We start from the raw sequence: 18476 nt of genomic DNA on the forward strand, positions 1-18476 counted from the left end.
GGTATCCCCTAGAAAGGGACCCTACGACCGAGGTTTTTGGCATTTGACATTGTGCACGCTGTTGAGTTCTCAAGGATCGGACGCACCCGACTTCAGGCCTAATGGCTGTCGCTCCGGGGCACTTCGATGTTTGTTCTTGTTGTCTGCGTGGATTTCCGATTAGGGAATTCGAAGCAAACTTCATCAAGCTGTACAAAGCGAAGAATCGCTTTCTTTTCTGCTTGGATTTGGTCCCGCTTGAGGCCGGTAGCTCTTCGGCTTTCCGAACCTGTGGGGTGACGAGAGATGACATTACGGGGATTCTGGGGGGGTCGCAAATCCCATCCGCATCCCGGGCGTGTCGCCCTAGCGAGGATAGGGTCGACAGACCAGCATCGGCGCTTGAGAAGGGCTCTTTCATGGACTCCACGCACGACATCGTGATCGTCGGAGGCGGCCATAATGGCCTCACCGCCGCGGCCTATCTGGCCAAGGCCGGGCGGAGGGTGCTGGTTCTCGAACGGGACGACCACGTGGGCGGAGCAGCGGTATCGGCTGCCGCCTTCACCGGGGTGGATGCCCGTCTGTCCCGGTACTCGTACCTGGTGAGCCTGCTGCCTGCCCGCATCATCGACGAGCTCGGCCTGTCGATCGAGCTGGCGCGGCGGCGGTACTCGTCGTACACCCCGGATCCGGCCAACCCGGCGACCGGCCTGCTGGTGGATGCGGGCGATGCCGAGGCGACGCGGGCCTCCTTCGACCGGATTGGAGCCGGGGCGGACATCGCGGGGTGGCAGCAACTCGGTGGCGACCTCGGGCATCTGGCCCGTGCGCTGTTCCCCACGGTGTGCGAGCCGATTCCCACCCGGTCAGAGGCCCGCCGGCTGGTCGGCGACGACGCCCTGTGGGACGAGCTCATCGAGCATCCCCTCGGCGACATGCTCAACCGGCGATTCGGCTCCGACCTCGTGCGCGGGGTGGTGGCCACCGACGGCCTGATCGGCACGTTCACCTCGGTGAATGACGCGTCACTGGATGCGAACCGCTGCTTTCTCTACCACTCGATCGGAAACGGCACCGGCGACTGGGATGTACCCGTCGGCGGTATGGGTGCGGTGACCGGGGAGCTGGAGCGAGTTGCCCGCCAGGCCGGTGCGCGCATCCTGACGAGCGCAGAGGTCACCAGCATCGATCCGGACGGCACCGTGCGCTACCGGCACGAACTCCGGGACGAGAGCACCGTGGGAAGCCACGTGCTGGCGAACGTGGCACCGTGGGTGCTGGACGGCCTGCTTGGTGAGCGCACACCGGACACCGTGAAGCCCGAGGGCGCCCAGGTGAAGGTGAATCTGCTGCTCAGCCGACTTCCCCGCCTGCTTGATGCGTCGGTGTCGGCCGAGGCCGCGTTCGGCGGAACCTTTCACATCAATGAGACGCTCAGCCAGCTCGAGGACGCGTATCGGCAGGCCAGTGCGGGCCGGGTCCCCGATCTGGTCTCCTGTGAGATCTATTGCCACTCCCTCACCGATCCGAGCATCCTCTCGCCGGAACTGGTGGCGGCCGGCGCGCAGACCCTCACGGTGTTCGGCCTGCACACCCCCGACCGGCTTACCCGCCTGGACAACACCGCCGTCAGGGCCCAGTTGCAGGCCGCCGTTCTGGCCTCCCTCAACTCGGTGCTGGCCGAACCCATCGAGGACCTGCTGCTCCGGGATGCCGACGGCAGGCCGTGCATCGAGACCAAGACCACCGCGGACCTCGAGTCGGCGCTCAACCTGCCCGGCGGGGACATTTTCCACGGGCTCCTGTCCTGGCCGTTCCTGGAAGATGACGCGCCCAGGGACACCGCCGCCCAGCGCTGGGGCGTGGCTACCCGGCATCCGCGGATTCTGCTCTGTGGAGCCGGCGCTCGGCGCGGCGGCGGGGTGAGCGGACTCGGCGGGCACAACGCCGCCATGGCCGTGCTCGAGGGCGACTGAGGACTCTGGCGGCGGCCTCGAACTAGGCATAGCCTCAGAGGGAAGGCTCGTGTTTCACTCAACGTGGAGGTCACCATGCCCACCCAGCCCCTGCCCGGTCCGCCGGACGTCGCCCACGCCACAGGGCGGTTCGCCCACCGGGAGGACGGGCTCTACCTGCTCTTCGACCGCATCTTCCCGGCGGCCCCGGAGTCGGTGTGGGAGGCCGTGACCAAACCCGAGGGCCTGCACGGCTGGATCGGCACCTACACAGGGTCCCCTCGAACCGGGGCCGTGCGGTTCCGGATGGAATCGAAGAACGACTCGCAGTGGGAGTACGTGAGCATTCTGGAATGTGTCGAATTCAAGAAGCTGGCGCTGGACATCGGCGAGGGCGAGGATGCCTGGCGGGTGATGGCGCATCTGTCGGGCGGATCCGGCAAGACCGTGCTGACCTTCGGGCTGCGGCTGCACTCCCCCGCCGAGGCCGCCACGTTCGGGCCGGTCTGGGACTACTACCTCGATAGGCTCGTCGCCTCCCGCACCCACCACCCGCTGCCGTCGTTCAGCAAGTACTACCCCGCGCTGCAGAGTCACTATCAAGAGCTCCTGGTGCCCAAGCCCACCCCTGCGCCAGCAAGCGAGGACCGCGCCTAGCCACTACTCCCAGATGCTGGGGGCCGGCGCCCGGGTAGCGGGCATGGCCACGTCGGCGCTCCACTCGAGCAGCCAGTCGGGCACGCTCACTTCGGCGGGCACGGCACCGACGGCGTCGGTGAGTTCGTCGATGGTGACCACGCCGCCCGTGCGCTTGAGGAACCGGCCGCGGATGAAGCCGCGGGCGTAGACCTCGACGTCGCCCGGTCTCGCATCCGGGCCCTCAACGGGCCGCACGAAGCGTTGCTCGACGTAAACGGCCTTGTCGTCGAAACCCAAGATGCGCGACTCGACGGTGAACCGCTGGCCGAGTGTCAGTGACTTGCGAAAACTGATGGTCTCGGCCACCACCACCGGATACCAGCCCTTGGCCTGGAAGATCGCCCAGATTCCGGTGCGGTGCAGCATGTCGAACCTGGCGATGTCCATGATCGACAGGTACACGCCGTTGTTCATGTGCCGCAGGATGTCCTGGTCGGTGGGCAGGGTGATGAACCGCGTGCGGGCGACGTCGTAGTGCCCGAGGCGTGGGCCGAAGCGCGACAGCAGGCTATGGAGCAGGGTTCGAAAGAACAGGTGCACCCGATGATGCTAGCGGGCGGCGGCCTCCGACAGCTCGCGCAGGGCCGACGTCTCGTCGATGGTCTGCAGCACCCTGTCGCGCAGCACAATCCGGCCCCGGGCCACGGCGTGTCGCACGTCGGTGGCCGTGGCCGTGTAGGCCAGCGCAGACCACGGGTCACGGCCGGGGCTGCTGTTCAGTGTGTCGATGCGCACGACCTGGAGGTCGGCCTGCATGCCGGGCTCGATCGTGCCCACGTCGGCCAGACCGAGGGCGCGGGCGCCGTCGACGGTGCCGAGCCGCACGGCGCGTTCGGCGCTGATCATGGTGGGGTCGTTGCTGGTGCCCTTGTGCAGCAGCGCGGCCATCCGCACGGCGGCGTACATGTCGAGGGAACCGGCGGAGGCGGCCCCATCGGTGCCCAAGCCCACGGCGGCGCCGTGCTGCAACAGCTCGGGCAGCCGGGCGATGCCGCAGCCGAGCTTGAGGTTCGACATCGGGCAGTGCGCCACGGCGGCGCCGCTGGCGGCGATGCGGGTGACCTCGTCGTCGGTGAGGTGCACGGCATGGGCCAGGACGGTGTGGTTGGTCAGCAGCCCGGCCGCATCGAGCACGGCGACCGGCCGGTCACCGTTGACCTGCACCGTCAGCGCCAGTTCGCCGAGGCTCTCAGAGGCGTGCGTGTGGATGCGGGCGCCGCGCGAGGCGGCCAGCTCCCGAATGCTCTCCAGCTGGTCGCTACTGAGGGTGTAGGCCGAGTGGGGCATCACCCAGAGGTCGTCGTCGGGCGACTCGGTGCGGTTGTCAGTGAGGATCGATCTGGCTTCCTCGAGCATGCCCGCGAAGTCGCGGCCCTCGGGGTCCGCGTTGCCGAGGAAGGTGGGGCCGTTCAGCAGCCGGAATCCGGCCTCCGCCGCGACAGCGCGGCTGGCCCGCGGGAACCAGTACATGTCCAGCGCCGTGGTGGTGCCGCCCAAGAGGCACTCGGCGATCCCGGCCCTGGTGCCGACGGCGACAGTCTCGGCGCTGAGGGTGGCGAGTTCGGCGCCGACCATCCGCTCGAGGAACACCTCGAGGGTGACGTCGTCGGCCGCGCCCCTGAACAGGTTCATGGCCAAGTGGCTGTGGGTGTTCACCCAGCCGGGGGCGATCACGCAGCCCGGGCTCTCGAGTACCTCCGCCGCGTCGTACCGGGCGAGCAGGTCGGCGGCCGGCCCGACGCCGACGATGATCCCGGCACGGATGGCGACGGCGCCGGCCTCGATGATCGTGCCAGCGGCGTCGACGGTGAGCACGGCATCCGCGGTGAGGATCAGGTCGACGTGGTCGGTGGCCATCAGACGAACTCCGGCAGGGCGACGAGGGCGTCGAGGGTGACGGAGATGCCGCGACTGACGCCATCCGCCACGACGGTGCGATGCGGGTCGTATCCGGTGGTGTCGACGAGGTCGTCGGCGGTGGCGCCGTCGATCACGAGGCCGCCGCCCGCGCGCACGCCGCGGGTGGAGGCGAGCACGAGCAGGGCCGAGAGTTCCATTTCGATGGCGAGCACGCCGAGCTTGACGTAACCGGCCTGGTTGAGATCGATGATTCCCGGGTAGAAGGCCGCCCGGGTCCAGACGATTCCTCGGTGGTGGGGGGCGTCGTGCCGCCGGGCTGCCTCGGCCAAAGCGATCACGACCTCGGGATTCGCGGCGGCCGGGTAGCTCTCCGGCACCAGCTGGTGGGTGACGCCGTCGTCGCGCACGCAGGACTCGGCGATGATCAGGTCGCCGTCGCCGATGCCACGCAGCAGGGCTCCGGCGGTGCCGAGCCTGATGATGGTGTCCACGCCGGCATCCATCAGCTCCTGGAACAGACAGATGGCGCCGGGGGCGCCCACACCGTGCGAGGAGACGACGACGGTGCTGCCGTTCCAGTCACCGACGAACGAGCGATACTCACGCTGGTGGGCGACCTCGCGCACGTTGTCGAGCAGGTGGGAGATCTGCTCGGCCCGGAACGGGTCACCGACGACGAGGGCGCGGGTGGGTAGCCCGGTCTTGGGGAGCCCGGTCACCGGGAACGTGTCGGCCTGGCTCATGTGTGCTCCTCTTGGCTGGCGCGGCCCGAATGGCCTGGCAAGTGTCGAACTTGTCTACCATGCCCGGGCAGAACCGCGCATGCCGGGGAGCTAGGCCAGGGCGGGCTCGGCCTGAGCAGGCGTGGACCGAGCCTGGGTGGGCAGCGCCGCCACCTTGCGCACGAATGAACCCAGACGGCGGTAGACCTCCTGCGATTCGGGGTGCCGGGCGTCCTGCTGCCAGGTGTGCCGGGTGTTGGTGCGGTGCCGGCCGTAGATCACCGTGTCGGCCAGGATGGACCGTCGGCGCAGGGCCTCGATGAAGTTGAGGTTGGCCCGGTAGAAGTAGTCGCGCTCGGAGGTCGTGATGAAGACCGGCGGGAAGCCCTTGTCGAGCCACTCGATGGGCGAGAGGAATCGGGCGGCGTCGCGCAGCGACATTCCGGGGCTGCGTTCGGGAAGCAGCATCCGCAGGAAGTTGAGGCTGAGCACGAAGCCGCGCTCGAACATGACCGAGAAGTCGGCGATACTGCAGTGCTGCACGAGTCCGCGCAGGTGGCCGGCCTCGATCGGCAGGTCGAGGTTGTAGTGCGCGGCGAGGGTGTCGTCGTTGGCCGCGGCGGTGAGCAGGGCCGCGATGTGCCCGCCCGCCGAGTCGCCGCCGAGAACGATGCGGGTGGGGTCGCCGCCGTATTCGACGATGTTGCGCTGGACCCAGGTGAGCACAGCGTTGGCGTCGTCGAGCATGTGGCCGATCTTGAATCGAGTGGCCATGCGGTAGTTGGCGTTGACGACAACCATGCCCTCGACCGCCTGGCTGGCAGCGTACTTGGTGAGCGGCGCCTTGTCGCCGGACGTCCAACCGCCGCCGTGGAAGTAGATGTAGACGGGCAGCGGGCTCGGTGGCGTGGTCACGTCGTGGCTGTCGGGATGACCGTCGTGGTGCTCGTGCGGCACGAGAACGTCGAGGCGGTGATCACGGATGCCGTCGCCCACGTAGTCAAGGTCGAAGTGGTAGTCGACGTCGTCGATCGGGTCGGCGTTGAACTTGTGCAGTTCGCCCGGCGCGATGCGCGTCATGATCGCTTTCCAGAGCCACACCGGCACCCTGGACAGGCCGGTTTCCCGGTGCGTGAGGTGCGAGTCCGCGGAGGGGCCGGCAGCGGGGTCGAAGCTGGTGCTGGAGTGGGGGGACGAGTGAAACATGGTGCCTTACTGCCGACGTGGCGCTACCGGAAGCGGCTTCGAAGTGCCGACTGGCGTTGGTAGCGCTTGCATCGTTTTTTGCCGCGTGTAGAACATAGGCGCGCAACCATGAGATGACCTGAGAATCTCTCACTTGGCTTGAATCGACCGTCCCCTTGCATCAGCCGCGGCTACTCGTCTTGCCGGCGGTATTTGGGGTCGTGGGCCCGGTGCTGCGGTGGTTTTCGCCAGGTGGCGGTGGGGTCGATCCAGTGTGGGGCTTTGACTTCGGGCATGCCCAGAACCATGCGGATGTGCCATCCGGAGGTGTCGATGTTGTGGTGGTGATACCAACACAGCAAAACCCCGTTCGAGACGTTGGTGGGGCCGCCGTTTTGCCACGGTGTCACGTGGTGCACTTCGGTCCATNGTGGTGCACTTCGGTCCATTGCGGTGGGCAGGTGCAGCCGGGGATGATGCAGCCGCCGTCTCGGGCGGTGATCGCCGTGCGTTGCAGCGGGGTGAAGCAGCGGACTTTGTCGCCGAGGGCGAGGACGGCGCCGGTGCCGCCGAAGAAGATCGGCCGGAAGCCGCCGTTGTCGACCATCTGGTTGATCGTTTTCATCGAGACGGGGCCCTCGACGCCGTCGATCCAACCGACGCCGACCCCGTTGATCAGGTCGGTTGCGTTCACGTGCACCATCACCGTCGGCGGGATTCCGCCCATGGTCGGGGTGCGGGGGTCTTGGGCGACCTGGACGAGGATGCCGCGGAGAATATCGGCGCGTTTCTGACCGCCGTCGCGTTCGTCGAGGATCTCGCCGGGCACGAGTTCGCCGGCCTCGATGCGCTGCTGCTCGTCCGCGGACGGGAACGCGGGGGCGCTGCGCGCGGACTGGAACGTGTTGAACAGGTTCTGCATGATGCCCTTGAGCTCCGGGGTCACCCCACCGCGCAGCGGGTGCAGGCCTTGGCTGAGCTTGCCGAACGAGAACGTGGATTTGGCCTCCAGGATCTCCGCGGTGGGCGCGGCACCGTCCGGGTTCAACACCGCCTGCCACGTCGCCGCCATCTCCCGAATCCGGTCCGCCGGAAAAGTGAACCCCGCCGACGCACCCAAACGCCGGACCGGCCCCGTGCAGGCAGGCCCGGCACCATCGGTATCGGTGTTGGTGTCGCCGGGGCCGGGGGTGCGGGCGAACACGGACCCGGTCGCGGACTCCACCAGCTCGGCCTCACCACCGTCCACCAGCGACTGGTCGGCGTCGAAGCGGCCGTGCACCTTGTAGTCGGCCAAACCCTTCACGATGTTCTCCGCCGCATCAAGACCGATCTCCCCGGCCGCTAAGGCTGCGGCCACGAACGGGAACTCGGGCTCCAGCACCAGGCCGCCCAACATCCGCGGTGCGACCTTCTCACCCAGGCTCACCCGCCGTTTCATCTCCGGACCCGACATGCCCGTCAACCGAATCAGCAAATCCGTGGGGTGCGAGGTGCCCAACCGCCACGCCAACGACTCGGAACCCAACCCCGTACGAGCCCGGTAACCCACCACGGTCGCGGTGGCCACCCGGGCGGCGTCCACCGGCCGACCGGTGCGCTCGACCATCTGCGTCAACGCGACCACCTCCGGGTCACTCAACGCGTTCACGTCGATGGAGTCCATCACCGCCATCACCGTCCGCGCCGCATCATCCAACGCCTGGAGCTTCTGACCGAACGCACCGGTATGCGCGCCCTGCACCCCGGGCAGCTCGGCCGGGTCTCTCCACTCAGGCCGTGGCTTAGAGCGGCCCCGACCGGTCTGGTCGGGACGGGACGAGCCCGTGGCAGGGCCAGCCGCAGCGGCGGCCTTCATGTCGGAGGTGCCGCTCAAACTGTGGGCATCCAGTGCCGTGAAAGGATCCGGACCGGACAGGCCGGTGTTCCAGTCGTGCAGGTTCGACCCGGTGGGAGTCGTTCCCGTCGGTGCGGTGGAGCCACTATCCAGCTCGTCGTCCATACCCCCATTCTCTCACGAATCGCACCTATATGCGAGGATACGTCAGCATATTCCGGAACGGATATCGAAAACACTTCCGCACTGCAGAGGATCACTCGCGGGGTCCCGACAGGCTCGACCGACGGGACGGGCGCGTTGCCGAGAACGGGTTGCTGGGTCTCGACAAGCTCGACCGACGGGATGGGCGCGTTGTAGAGGATGGCTAACGGACGAGCGACCTGCCGCCTGAGGAGATAGAGGGTTGTCGGGATCGGCTAGGCGGCGCCTCCGGCGACTCCGGTGGCCTCGAGCACGGCGCGGGCCAGGGTGTGGAAGTGCACGTTGAAGCCGAGCACGGCCGGGGTGGCCTGCGGGTCGACGCCGAGGTCTGCGACGTCGAGGGCGTGCAGCACGAACTGGTAGCGGTGCGTGCCCGTTCCGCGTGGCGGCGCGGCACCGATGAAGGTGGGCTGGCGGATCTCGTTGGGCATGACGACGGCACCGGCGGGCAGCAGCACCGAGTTCGCGACTCCGGCACCGGTGGGCAGGCTGTCGACGTCGGCGGGAATGTTGAAAACCGCCCAGTGCCAATAACCGGAACCGGTCGGGGCATCCGGGTCGAACACAGTGAGTGCGAAGCTCTGGGTCTCGGCTGGGAAGCCGCTCCAGTGCAGGTCAGGCGAGACATCCTGACCGCCGGCGCCGACGCCGTACTGGGCGGCGGCCAGCGGGCCACCGTCGGTCATCACCGAGCTGGTCAGGTTGAACTGGGGCACCTCGCCGAAACGGGCGAAGGGATCGATCGTGGTCATGCACACTCCAAGGATCTGGTGGCGGTCTGGTTGGCTCAGCCTACGTGGGCCGCCTCGCGCCCCTCGCCGCCGCCTAAAATGTGGGGGTGGCCATTCCGAAGATCCTGCTCTACTACGTCTTCACTCCGCTCAGCGACCCCGAAGCCATCCGCCTGTGGCAGCGCGACCTCTGCGAGTCGTTGGGCCTGCGCGGCCGCATCCTGATCTCGAGGGACGGCCTGAACGGCACCGTGGGCGGCGACCTGCCCGCCCTCAAGCGCTACGTACGCAAGACCCGTCAGTACGCACCGTTCGCGGAGATCGACTTCAAGTGGAGTGAGGGAACCGGCCTCGACGAGTCCGGGGCGAGCCTGGACTTCCCTCGGCTGGTGGTGAAGGTGCGCGACGAGATCGTGAGCTTCGGCTCGCCAGAGGCCCTCACCGTGGATGCCGGCGGCGTCGTGGGCGGCGGCACCCGCCTGGCCCCGGCCGAACTGCACGCCCTCGTGGCCGAACGCGGCGACGACGTGGTGTTCTTCGACGGCCGCAACGCCTTCGAGGCCGAGATCGGCCGGTTCCGGGGTGCCGTGGTGCCGGATGTGGCGAACACCCGCGAGTTCGCGGCCGAGCTCGACAGCGGCAAATACGACCACCTCAAGGGCCAGCCCGTGGTGACGTATTGCACCGGTGGCATCCGCTGCGAGGTGCTGTCGTCACTGATGAAGGACCGTGGCTTCGGCGAGGTCTACCAACTCGAGGGCGGCATCGTGCGCTATGGCGAGGCCTACGGCGACGACGGGCTCTGGGACGGCTCGCTCTACGTGTTCGACCAGCGGATGTCGGTGGATTTCAGCGACCACGCCACCGTTCTCGGCCACTGCCAGGTCTGCGGCGCGGGCACCAAGAACATGCTCAACTGCCGGGACCTGTCCTGCCGGGAGCAGCTGGTTGCCTGCCCGGACTGCGTGGCCGTCGCCGCCCCGGCCTGCGCGGCACACGCGGCCTGAGCAGATCAGCCCGACCACGCATCCGCTTGCTCGCAAAAAGTAGTTGCTTGCGCAGTTACCTAGCGTGTGCAATCATTTATGACGCGCCTGCAACTACCAGCGCGTGGCCTCGACAGGCTCGACCAACGGCCCGCGCACCGCCGCACCCTTGAAGGAATTTCCGCATGCCCATTGGATTGATCGCACTCGCCCTCGGCGGCTTCGGGATCGGCCTGACCGAGTTCGTCATCGCCGGCCTGCTGCCCGAGGTGGCCGCCGACTTCGCCGTGACCGAGGCCGCCGCCGGCTGGCTCATCTCCGGCTACGCCCTCAGCGTCGCCGTCGGCGCCATCCTGCTCACCGCCGCGGTGACCCGGCTGCCCCGCAAACACGTTCTGGTGGGACTGATGGTGCTCTTCATCATCGGCAACCTGATCTCGGCACTCGCCCCGAGCTACCCGATCATGCTGCTCGGCCGCATCATCGCCGCTCTCTGTCACGGCGCCTTCTTCGGCATCGGCGCCGTCGTCGCCGCCAGCCTCGTGCCGCCGAGCAAGAAGTCCGGCGCCATCGCCATCATGTTCACCGGCCTCACCCTCGCCAACGTTCTCGGCGTGCCGTTCGGCACCTTCATCGGCCAGAGCTTCGGCTGGCGGGCCACCTTCTGGGCGATCACCGTGATCGGCGTTGTGGCCCTGGCCGGCATCGTGGTCCTCGTGCCCCGCGCCACCGACGACACCGCGCACGTCAGCAACCTGCGCGGCGAACTGCGCGCCTTTCGTTCCAGCCAGGTCTGGCTCTCCCTGGTGGTGACGGTGCTCGGCTTCGGCGGCATGTTCGGCGCCTTCACCTACATCGCCTACACGCTCACCGAGGTGAGCGGCTTCTCCAGCGGGGCCGTGCCGTGGCTGCTTGTGGTCTTCGGCGCCGGCCTCTTCGCGGGCAACATCCTCGGCGGCAAGGCGGCCGACCGGCGGCTCGATCCCACCCTGGTGGTGCTGTTGATCGGGCTCACGGTGGTGATGGCGCTCTTCGCCCTCACCGCGGCGAACCCGGTCGCCACCGTGATTGCGCTCGTGCTGATGGGCGGCTTCGGCTTCGGGACCGTGCCCGGGCTGCAGACCCGCATCATGCTCTACGCCGACACCGCGCCGACCCTGGCCTCCAGCGCCAACATCGCCGCATTCAACGTGGGCAACGCCCTCGGCGCCTGGATCGGCGGCATCACCATCAGCGTGGGCCTCGGCTACACCTCGCCGCTCTGGGCCGGTGCCGCGATCACCGCGGCCGCCGCGATCGTGATGATCGTGGCCGCCACCCGCCGCAATGTGCTGACCCCGCCCAGCGCCGCGCCGGACCCCGCGGCGAGCGCCACCCCCCTCGTCACCACCGCCTCCTGATCCCCCGCACCCCGAACCAAAAGGACCACCGCATGAGCATCCCCACCATCACCCTGAACAACGGTGTCGAGATTCCCCAGCTCGGCTTCGGCGTCTTCCAGGTGCCGGACGACGAGACCGCCGCGGCCGTGACCGCCGCCCTCGACGCCGGTTACCGCAGCATCGACACCGCCGCCATCTACGGCAACGAGGCCGGCGTCGGCCGTGCCCTGGCCGCGTCGGGCATCCCGCGCGACGAGCTGTTCATCACCACCAAGCTGTGGAACAGCGACCAGGGCTTTGCGAGCACGATTGCCGCCTACGAGGCCAGCCTGGCCGCGCTGGGCCTGGATTACGTTGACCTTTACCTGATCCACTGGCCCGCACCGGCCAACGACAACTACATCGAGTCGTGGCGCGCCATGGAGCAGCTGCTCACCGACGGGCGAGTACGAGCGATCGGCGTCTCGAACTTCGCCCCCGAGCACCTCGAGCGTCTTACCCATACCTCCAGGATCGTGCCGGCCGTGAACCAGGTGGAGCTGCACCCGCGCCTCACCCAGACGGCGGTGCGCGCCGCCAACGCGGCGCAGGGCATCGCGACCGAGGCTTGGAGCCCGCTCGCGCAGGGCGGCCTGCTGGCCGACCCCGTCGTGGCGGACGTCGCCGCCCGCGCCGGCCGCTCCCCCGCGCAGGTCATCCTGCGCTGGCACCTGCAGCAGGGCCGCATCGTGATCCCCAAGTCGGTCACGCCCAGCCGCATCATTGAGAACCTGGCCGTCTTCGACTTCGATCTCAGCCCCGCCGACCTGCTGCTGATCGACGGCCTGAACACCGACTCCCGGATCGGCCCGGACCCGGTCGAGTTCAACGGCTGAGTTGTTTCACCGCTACGCCCGGGACGCCCTTGCGGCCCGGGCGTAGTGGCGCGCCTGGGTGCTCGAGAGCGCGAGCAGGATCAGGATGTCGATCGTGACGCTCACCAGCGATGTGCGCAGGGTGATCTGGGCGCCGTTGAGCGCGTAGTCGGCGAACGAGAGCAGGATGCTCACCGAGGCGAACGACATCGCCACCACACGGGCCCAGTTGTGGCCGGTGAACACCAGCACGGCCAGACCCAGGTAGAGCACGAGGTAAAGCCCGTAGGCCGCGAGCAGCCAGCCAAGCACGGCACCGGCGGCCGGCGGGTCGCTCCGAGCGAGCTTCTCGCCGTTGACCACGATCGTACCCACGAAGCTGTCCCACGACAGGACGACAGTGAGGATGGCGAATCCACCCGTCAGCGCCCGCACCCCCATCAGCAGCACCCCGCCGATCACCGACGGGGGACGCTTGACCCTGCCGGGGGCGACCGTGCCCGTCACGACAGCCCGGTCAATTCGATGACGGTTCCCCCATCGGGCAGCGCCGTGCCGGGCGGCGTCCCGATCAGAGGCATCCCGCGCAGGTCGATCACCGGCAGGTCGCCATCCGTCTGGATGTTGTCGCCGCCGCCGTTCCGGGAGTGGTAGCCGGTGGCGAAGTCCCGGATCAGCACCAGGCGGGTCTGCGGCACCGCCCGCCGGATGCTCGCCACGACGTGGTCACGTTCGATGTCGGTGTGCTCGTCGATCTTGTGGGTGACCTGCAAGGTGAACAGCGACAGTCCCACCGCCCTGTCAAAGGTGCCCGCCGCCACCCAGTCCACCCGGTGCCCGCCGGGCAGCATCCAGCCGTCCGGGCAGCGCCAGAAGCGCACGTGGTGGCGCTTGGCCGGGTTGTTCGCCACCTCCTGCTGATAGGCGAAGTCCTGCACCCTGTCGAAGAGCAGCAGCGGACTCACCGGCGCCCGCAGATAGCTACGCCGGCGTACCGTGGCGGTCACGATGCGCCAGCTCGAGGCGAGCGTGACGTCGTCGGCCCGGTTCCAGCCGGCTGCGGCGAGCGCCGCGTGCAGCTGTTCGGCGCTTCCGATGACGGCGAGGTTGACCGGGTCGCCGAGCAGGCCGTCGCTGGTGCGGGTGCGGCCGATGAAGTAGTCCGGCACATAGAGCCGGGTAAGGATGCGGTGCAGGCGCGGCAGCACCAGATAGGCCAGCAGCGCCCAGAACAGCACCGCGAACCAGAGCAGCCCCCAGCCCAGGCCTAGGCTCTCGGTGGCCAGCAGCACCGCCAGCCACACCGACGCGAGGCCGGCCAGCACAAAGAAAAACCCGTCGAGAACCGCCCCGGGCGAGACGCGCCGGCGTCCGGAGGGCACCGCCGGGGTCTCTGGCATGGCGCCATGGTAGTTCGGTGTCGGCGTCAGCGGCGGCGGCGGTCGCCGGATCAATGCTTGGATGGCAGGGTGACCTACGACGTCGAATCGATCCGCGCCCATTTCCCCGCCCTCTCGGCCGGAACCGTGCACTTCGACAGCCCTGGCGGCACGCAGACCCCGCTCGGGGTCGGACAGGCCATCCTCGACACCCTCACCGGCCCGCTGTCGATCCGCGGCCGCCGCAGCCTCTCGGAGCGGAACGCCGACGATGCCGTCACCGAATTCCGTTCGGCAATGGCCGACCTGCTCGGCGCCGACCCGCACGGCATCGTCTACGGACGCAGCGCCACCCAGCTCACCTACGACTTCTCCCGCCACCTCGCGCGCGACTGGGCGCCCGGCGACGAGATCGTGGTGTCCAGGCTCGACCACGACGCCAACATCCGCCCCTGGTTGCAGGCCGCCGACCGCGCCGGCGCCACCGTGGTCTGGGTGGACTTCGACCCGGAGACCGGTGAACTGCCCGCGTCCGCGGTGGCCGCGGTGCTCACCGCCCGCACCCGCCTCGTGGCGGTGACAGCCGCCTCCAACCTGATCGGCACGCGGCCGCCGATCGCCGAGATCGCCGCGGTGGTGCACGAGGCCGGGGCGCTGCTCTTCGTCGACGGCGTGCACTACGTGCCGCACACTTTCGTGGACCTCGCCGTGCTCGGCGCGGACTTCTTCGTCTGCTCGCCATACAAGTTCTTCGGCCCGCACTGCGGAGTGCTCGCGGCGGACCCGGCGCTGCTGGCCGGCATCCACCCCGACAAGCTGCTGCCATCGACGGATGTGGTGCCGGAGCGTTTCGAACTCGGCACCCTGCCGTACGAGACCCTGGCCGGGGTGAGGGCCGCCGTCGACTTCCTCGCGGGGCTCGGCGAGCTGACCACCGGGGTGGCGGCGCGGCCGAGCATCAGCCGCCGGGCGCTGCTGCGCTCCTCGCTGAAACTGGCCGAGGCCCACGAGGATTCCCTCCGCGACCGGCTGGAGTCCGGGCTGGCCGCCCTGCCCGGCGTGACGGTGTATTCCCGGGCCGTCGAGCGCACCCCCACGGTGTTGGTGGGCTTCGCGGGCCGGAGTGCCGCCGACGCCACCGAGTTCCTGTTCGAGCGTGGGATCCTCGCGCCCTCCGGATCGTTCTACGCGTTGGAGGCCTCCAGGCACCTGGGCCTGGGGGAGGCCGGCGCCCTGCGCATCGGCCTGGCCCCGTACAGCACCCCCGGCGAGATCGATGTGCTGCTGGCGGCGATCACGGATTTTGTGCTCCGGTGACCGCATTCGGCCAAGGTTGACTCACCCACGCCCGAAAAACCCCGGCGGACCGGCTCGTTTTCCCCATAGGCTGGGCATCGAGCGATAGAGGGGACTCGGATGCCAATCGGCGCTGTCATCGAATTCACCAGCATCACCAAGAAGTTCGGCCAGGTCACGGCGGTTAATGACCTGTCCTTCACCGTCGAGCCCGGCCGGGTCACCGGTTTCCTCGGCCCGAATGGCGCCGGTAAGACCACCACGCTGCGGATGCTGCTGGGCCTCGTCGCCCCCACATCGGGCAACGCCACCTTCGGGGGCCTGCGCTACCGTGACCTGCCCCGACCGCTGCACACCGTCGGGGCGGCGCTGGAAGCCGCCAGCTTCCACCCGGGTCGCACCGCAGCCCATCACCTGGGCGTGTACACCATCGCCGCCGGGATCCCCCGCACCAGGGTCGCCGAGGTGCTGCACACGGTGGGCCTGGCCGAACACGCCAGCCAGCGGGTCGGCGGGTACTCGCTGGGTATGCGCCAGCGACTGGGCCTGGCTTACTCGCTGCTGGGAGACCCCGGCGTGCTCGTGCTCGACGAACCGATCAACGGCCTCGATCCAGAAGGCATCAAATGGATCCGCGGCTTCCTCAGCAGCATGGCCGCAGAGGGACGCACCGTGCTGGTCAGCTCCCACCTGCTCAGCGAGGTGCAGCAGAGTGTCGACGACGTGATCATCATCGCCAAGGGTGAACTGGTGCACTCGGGCCCGCTGTCCAGCCTCGACACCAACATCGCGCCGCAGGTCATCGTGGACTCCCCGGACCGGGACGCCCTCATCGCGGCCCTCACCGAGGCCGGCCTGCCCTTCACCTCCGGCCGCACCGGCCTGATCGTCGCGGTGCCGGACCCCGGCCGGGTGGGGCACATAGCTTTCGCCGCGGGCGTGGAATTGAACGCACTGCACCGGCAGAAGGCGGGCCTGGAAGAATCCTTCCTCGCCCTCGTCGAAGGAGGCGACTCGCTGTGAACCTGATCCTGCGCCCCGTGGCCGCCGAATTCAGCAAGATCCTGACCACCCGGATGTGGTGGATCCTTGCGCTGGTGCTCTTCGGCTATATCACCCTGCTGGCCGGCGGCCTCGCCGCCCTGTTCGGCGGCCTGGACAGCGGCGCCATCACCCCCGACGCCATGAACGCCGGCGGCGGCGGTGCCGACCTGACCAGCCTGGGCAGCGTGCCCCTGTTGATTTACAGCTTCGCCTCCTCGGTGGGGTACGTCTTCCCGGTGCTGCTGGGCGCCCTGGCCACCACGGGCGAGTTCCGGCACCAGACCCTCACCCCCACCTTCCTCGCCACCCCGAAGCGCGGCCGGGTGCTTGGCGCCAAGACCATCGCCCTGTTCGTGGTGGGTGCGGCGCTGGGCGTGGTCGGCCTGGCCGCATCCGTCGGTGTCGGCGCGCTGGTTCTCGGTGGCTTCGGCGTGGACCCGCTGCTCGCCGACGGCGAAACCTGGGCCCTGATCGGCCGTACAGTGCTCGCCATGGCGCTCTGGGCCGTGATCGGTGTTGGCCTGGGCGTGCTCGTGCCGAGCCAGGTCGCGTCGATAGTGATCGTGCTCGCGTTCACCCAGTTCGTCGAGCCACTGCTGCGCTTCGCCGCGACGTTCACTGAGGTGACCGCCGACATCGGCAAGTTCCTGCCGGGCGCCGCCTCTGACGCCCTGGTGGGGGAGAGCTTCTACGCCCTGACCAGCCCGGGCATGGCCGTGCTCACCAGCTGGCAGGGCGGCCTGGTGCTGTTGGCCTACGGGCTGGCCGCCACCGTAGGCGGCTACTTCATCAGCTGGAAGCGCGACGTCACCTGAGGGCGCTCCGGGCAGAAAGGCCCGGTGCCGGACCGGATCCGGACCGGATCCGGCACATCCGGCGGGTCTAGGGTGAAGGCATGCCTGCTACCGAATTCCGCGCGATCGTCGTCACCCGCACCGAGGATGAGTCGGGCACCCGCACCCAGTCCTCGGCCCTGACCACGCTCGGTGACGCTGCGCTGATGGACGGCGATGTCACCGTGGCGGTGGAATTCTCCAGCATCAACTACAAGGACGGCCTGGCCCTGATGGGCAAGCCCGGCGTGGCCAGGGTCTGGCCGCTGATCGCGGGCATCGACCTGGTCGGCACCGTCGAGTCCAGTAACGACCCACGCTGGGCGGCCGGCGACCACGTCATCCTCAACGGCGCCGGGATCGGCGAAAGCCACCACGGCGGCCTCGCCGAACGCGCCCGCGTCTCCGGCGGCTCCCTGGTGCGCCTGCCGAAGGCCGTGAGTGCCCAGCGCGCCGCAGCCATCGGCACGGCCGGCTTCACGGCCATGCTCGCGGTGCTCGCCCTCGAACGCGGTGGCGTGACCCCCGACTCCGGAGATGTCCTCGTGACCGGCGCCGCCGGCGGCGTCGGGTCGATCGCCATCGCGCTGCTCGCGGCGCGCGGCTACCACGTGGTCGCCTCCACCGGCCGCGGGGACGAGCTCGGGGACCACCTGCGCGGTCTCGGCGCCGCCGAGATCCTCGACCGGCACACCCTCGACGAGGCCGGCAAGCCCCTGCAGACCCAGCGCTGGGCCGGCGCGATCGACTCCGTCGGCAGCTTCACCCTCGCCAACATCCTCGCCCAGACCAACCAGGGCGGGGTGGTGGCCGCCTGCGGGCTGGCCCAGGGTGCCGACCTGCCGACCACCGTGATGCCGTTCATCCTGCGCGCCGTCACCCTGGCCGGCATCAATTCGGTCGAGGCTCCCCTGCCCCTTCGCGAGGAGGCCTGGGCGCACCTCTCGACCGACCTCGACCTCGAGCTGCTTGACAGCCTGACCTCGGTCATCACCCTCGAGCAGTCGTTCGCGGCCGCCGAAGACATCCTGGCCGGCCGGGTGCACGGCCGCACCGTCGTCGACGTGTTGCGCTGACGCCTGCTGACACCTGCCGCGACGGTAAACGCCCGGCTAGGCTGACGGAATGGCCATCATCGCATCCGTTTTCATCGCTCTCGCAGCGGTGCTGCACGTCTACATCTTTCTGATGGAGAGTGCCTGGTGGACCCGGCCGAAGATCTGGCGGCGCTTCGGCCTGGCCAGCCAGACCGAGGCGGAGACCACCCGAGTCCTGGCCTACAACCAGGGTTTCTACAATCTCTTTCTGGCGGTGGGCGCCGTCCTCGGGCTGTTCCTGTACTTCGGCGGCCCCGAGCAGGCCGGCGCGGCCCTGATCCTGTTCAGCTCGGCGTCGATGTTCGTCGCCGCCATCGTTCTCACCACCTCGGGGCCGGGCAGGGTCAGGTCTGCCCTCACGCAGGGTACGCTGCCGCTGATCGGATTCATCCTCTTCCTGTCCGCCTAGGTTCCCGACCGGGCCGGACCG

Annotated in this window: 19 protein-coding genes; 10 read left to right on the forward strand and 9 right to left on the reverse strand. The window is 68.8% G+C overall.

Annotation, left to right across the window (positions count from 1 at the left end; translation table 11 throughout):
* Positions 1 to 398: 398 nt before the first annotated feature.
* Together E3O57_RS11605 and E3O57_RS11610 are read left to right on the forward strand one after the other, a co-directional pair.
* Positions 399 to 1958 carry an NAD(P)/FAD-dependent oxidoreductase gene (locus E3O57_RS11605; protein WP_103479259.1) on the forward strand — a complete coding sequence of 520 codons (1560 nt, stop codon included), beginning with the start codon at positions 399 to 401 and terminating at the stop codon, positions 1956 to 1958.
* 75 nt (positions 1959 to 2033) lie between these two features.
* Complete coding sequence (locus tag E3O57_RS11610) at positions 2034 to 2594, forward strand: SRPBCC domain-containing protein (protein WP_088454885.1); 561 nt, start codon at positions 2034 to 2036, stop codon at positions 2592 to 2594.
* A gap of 3 nt (positions 2595 to 2597) precedes the next feature.
* Here the strand turns inward: E3O57_RS11610 and E3O57_RS11615 are convergent, their stop codons facing one another.
* From E3O57_RS11615 to E3O57_RS11645, 7 genes are all read right to left on the reverse strand, one after another.
* Positions 2598 to 3176 carry a thioesterase family protein gene (locus E3O57_RS11615; RefSeq protein ID WP_103479258.1) on the reverse strand — a complete coding sequence of 193 codons (579 nt, stop codon included), beginning with the start codon at positions 3174 to 3176 and terminating at the stop codon, positions 2598 to 2600.
* A gap of 9 nt (positions 3177 to 3185) precedes the next feature.
* Positions 3186 to 4493, reverse strand: a complete 1308-nt coding sequence (locus E3O57_RS11620; protein WP_103460135.1) for an amidohydrolase family protein — start codon at positions 4491 to 4493, stop codon at positions 3186 to 3188.
* On the reverse strand, positions 4493 to 5239 hold the full coding sequence (locus E3O57_RS11625; RefSeq protein ID WP_103479257.1) for a nucleoside phosphorylase: 747 nt from the start codon (positions 5237 to 5239) through the stop codon (positions 4493 to 4495). The genes E3O57_RS11620 and E3O57_RS11625 overlap by 1 nt, the downstream gene beginning before the upstream one ends.
* Before the next feature lie 90 nt (positions 5240 to 5329).
* Positions 5330 to 6424 carry an alpha/beta hydrolase gene (locus tag E3O57_RS11630; protein WP_241990387.1) on the reverse strand — a complete coding sequence of 365 codons (1095 nt, stop codon included), beginning with the start codon at positions 6422 to 6424 and terminating at the stop codon, positions 5330 to 5332.
* A gap of 170 nt (positions 6425 to 6594) precedes the next feature.
* Positions 6595 to 6813 (reverse strand): hypothetical protein, encoded by a 219-nt coding sequence (locus tag E3O57_RS18920; RefSeq protein ID WP_194088221.1) that lies wholly within the window; start codon positions 6811 to 6813, stop codon positions 6595 to 6597.
* The gene (locus E3O57_RS11640) at positions 6810 to 8405 is read right to left on the reverse strand and encodes an HNH endonuclease signature motif containing protein (protein ID WP_134456599.1); all 1596 of its coding nucleotides are present in this window, start codon (positions 8403 to 8405) and stop codon (positions 6810 to 6812) included. The genes E3O57_RS18920 and E3O57_RS11640 overlap by 4 nt, the downstream gene beginning before the upstream one ends.
* Positions 8406 to 8659: 254 nt before the next feature.
* Complete coding sequence (locus E3O57_RS11645; RefSeq protein ID WP_088454879.1) at positions 8660 to 9196, reverse strand: YbhB/YbcL family Raf kinase inhibitor-like protein; 537 nt, start codon at positions 9194 to 9196, stop codon at positions 8660 to 8662.
* Positions 9197 to 9282: 86 nt separating this feature from the next.
* On the opposite strand from E3O57_RS11645, the gene E3O57_RS11650 reads away from it, so the two are divergent.
* The 3 genes from E3O57_RS11650 (at position 9283) to E3O57_RS11660 (ending at position 12418) form a co-directional block, all read left to right on the forward strand.
* Complete coding sequence (locus tag E3O57_RS11650; protein ID WP_103479269.1) at positions 9283 to 10182, forward strand: rhodanese-related sulfurtransferase; 900 nt, start codon at positions 9283 to 9285, stop codon at positions 10180 to 10182.
* Between the two features lie 164 nt (positions 10183 to 10346).
* Positions 10347 to 11561, forward strand: coding sequence for an MFS transporter (locus E3O57_RS11655; RefSeq protein WP_103460132.1), 1215 nt, complete (start codon positions 10347 to 10349; stop codon positions 11559 to 11561).
* Positions 11562 to 11593: 32 nt separating this feature from the next.
* Entirely contained in the window at positions 11594 to 12418 is an 825-nt protein-coding gene (locus E3O57_RS11660; RefSeq protein ID WP_103479255.1) for an aldo/keto reductase, read from the forward strand.
* A gap of 12 nt (positions 12419 to 12430) precedes the next feature.
* Here E3O57_RS11660 and E3O57_RS11665 read toward each other — a convergent pair whose 3' ends face one another.
* Both E3O57_RS11665 and E3O57_RS11670 read right to left on the reverse strand, forming a co-directional pair.
* Positions 12431 to 12904 (reverse strand): hypothetical protein, encoded by a 474-nt coding sequence (locus E3O57_RS11665; RefSeq protein ID WP_103479254.1) that lies wholly within the window; start codon positions 12902 to 12904, stop codon positions 12431 to 12433.
* The gene (locus E3O57_RS11670) at positions 12901 to 13797 is read right to left on the reverse strand and encodes an LssY C-terminal domain-containing protein (protein WP_103460129.1); all 897 of its coding nucleotides are present in this window, start codon (positions 13795 to 13797) and stop codon (positions 12901 to 12903) included. Before E3O57_RS11670 ends, E3O57_RS11665 begins: the two co-directional genes overlap by 4 nt.
* A 69-nt stretch (positions 13798 to 13866) precedes the next feature.
* Here E3O57_RS11670 and E3O57_RS11675 point away from each other — a divergent pair, with 69 nt between their 5' ends.
* From E3O57_RS11675 to E3O57_RS11695, 5 genes are all read left to right on the forward strand, one after another.
* On the forward strand, positions 13867 to 15093 hold the full coding sequence (locus tag E3O57_RS11675) for a cysteine desulfurase-like protein (RefSeq protein WP_103479253.1): 1227 nt from the start codon (positions 13867 to 13869) through the stop codon (positions 15091 to 15093).
* A 99-nt stretch (positions 15094 to 15192) separates the two neighbouring features.
* Positions 15193 to 16095, forward strand: a complete 903-nt coding sequence (locus E3O57_RS11680; RefSeq protein WP_103479252.1) for an ATP-binding cassette domain-containing protein — start codon at positions 15193 to 15195, stop codon at positions 16093 to 16095.
* On the forward strand, positions 16092 to 16931 hold the full coding sequence (locus E3O57_RS11685) for an ABC transporter permease (RefSeq protein ID WP_240632326.1): 840 nt from the start codon (positions 16092 to 16094) through the stop codon (positions 16929 to 16931). The genes E3O57_RS11680 and E3O57_RS11685 overlap by 4 nt, the downstream gene beginning before the upstream one ends.
* 80 nt (positions 16932 to 17011) lie before the next feature.
* Positions 17012 to 18025 carry an MDR family oxidoreductase gene (locus E3O57_RS11690; RefSeq protein ID WP_103479251.1) on the forward strand — a complete coding sequence of 338 codons (1014 nt, stop codon included), beginning with the start codon at positions 17012 to 17014 and terminating at the stop codon, positions 18023 to 18025.
* Positions 18026 to 18074: 49 nt separating this feature from the next.
* Complete coding sequence (locus E3O57_RS11695; RefSeq protein ID WP_088454872.1) at positions 18075 to 18455, forward strand: DUF1304 domain-containing protein; 381 nt, start codon at positions 18075 to 18077, stop codon at positions 18453 to 18455.
* Positions 18456 to 18476 lie beyond the last annotated feature (21 nt).

Source organism: Cryobacterium sp. TMN-39-2 (assembly GCF_004402745.1).
Classification (GTDB): domain Bacteria; phylum Actinomycetota; class Actinomycetes; order Actinomycetales; family Microbacteriaceae; genus Cryobacterium; species Cryobacterium zongtaii.